The sequence below is a fragment of the Psychrobacter sp. 1U2 genome (genome assembly GCF_051847575.1).
In genome coordinates this window covers 1-1,169 of the sequence record NZ_JBPYDC010000355.1, presented here as the reverse complement: position 1 = coordinate 1,169, position 1,169 = coordinate 1, and the positions used below count along the sequence as shown (strand labels likewise).

General features: G+C 38.5%; 2 protein-coding genes. One reads left to right on the top strand and one right to left on the bottom strand.

Annotation, left to right across the window (positions count from 1 at the left end; all coding sequences use genetic code 11):
• Positions 1-599 (top strand): viperin family antiviral radical SAM protein (locus ACS8FD_RS15780; protein ID WP_439276545.1); only part of this gene is annotated, 599 nt, incomplete at its 5' end.
• A gap of 312 nt (positions 600-911) precedes the next feature.
• Here ACS8FD_RS15780 and ACS8FD_RS15775 read toward each other — a convergent pair.
• The coding region (locus ACS8FD_RS15775; protein WP_439276544.1) for a DUF5996 family protein at positions 912-1,169 on the bottom strand (258 nt) is incomplete at its 5' end.

The following is a 1,169-nucleotide window of genomic DNA, read 5'->3' as shown; positions in this document are numbered from 1 at the left end:
TCACTAACGGCAGTAGATTGAACGAAGAGTTAAACAAGCTTATTGCAGATAATTTCGACAGCATCGGATTTAGCGTCGATTCATTAAATGAGCAAACAAACACGGAAGTTGGCAGAATTGAAAAAAACAAATCGATGAACATCGGCAAGGTTTTAGACGACATAGGCAGCATCAGAGATTTAAGCTCAAGTATTGATATAAAAATTAATACAGTGGTCAGTAGTTTGAACAAATCAGAAAATTTATCAAGTTTTATTGATAGAGTAAAACCTAACAAATGGAAAGTATTTAAAGTTCTACCAGTTAAAACGTCACAATATAATGTTTCTGAAAGTGATTTTTTAAAATTTTTAGATAGACATAAAGATTTCGCACATATTATCTCTTCAGAAGATAACGATGAAATGACTGACTCTTACCTCATGATTGATCCTGTAGGAAGATTTTTTCAAAACTCTTCCTTTGGTGAAGAGTATAACTATAGTCGACCAATTATAGAAATTGGTATCGATGAAGCTTTAAAAGAAATAGAGTTTAACGCTCAGAAGTTTCATAAACGCTACGAAAACAAACAAATTAAATTGGTAGAAGTCATGTAATGGTTAGAAACCGGCAGTACCCCAAAAGAGCACCGCAATCATCTAAAAATTATCCTCTAAACCAAACCTAACCCCGTACATCCACCACATAACGCCCGACCGTCTTACTCGCTATAAATCGATCTAAGTACTCAGGCGTTTACTCAAGGGTAATCTCTTCGCCATAACCCTCTAAATTATGTAGTTTCATATCGGTTGAAACGCGCTCCCAAATAGCTTTCTTACCGTCCAGTGGAATATAGACCGAATCGATACTGAGTAGGGGTCAGGTAATCCCCCGATTGGATGCATTCTATTGCACAAATCGCAAACTTAATGAATGGCGCGAGGAACTTTAGGTTTGCCAAGAGCACATTCCAGCGCGTCCCGATCCCAATCACCGAGATTTGCAGCAGCCTCATAAGTTGATTGTAAAAACGCCATAAGCGTGGCATCTGGATCGTCGCTCGTTCGCACAGCATCATAAGGTAGCAAAAACTCTCCAAGGTCTTTATCAAACCTTGCTTCTGCTGGTTCTACTTTTTGATCAGCAAAACCGTCTAGTCCCGGATAGGTGTAGGAGTAGAACAT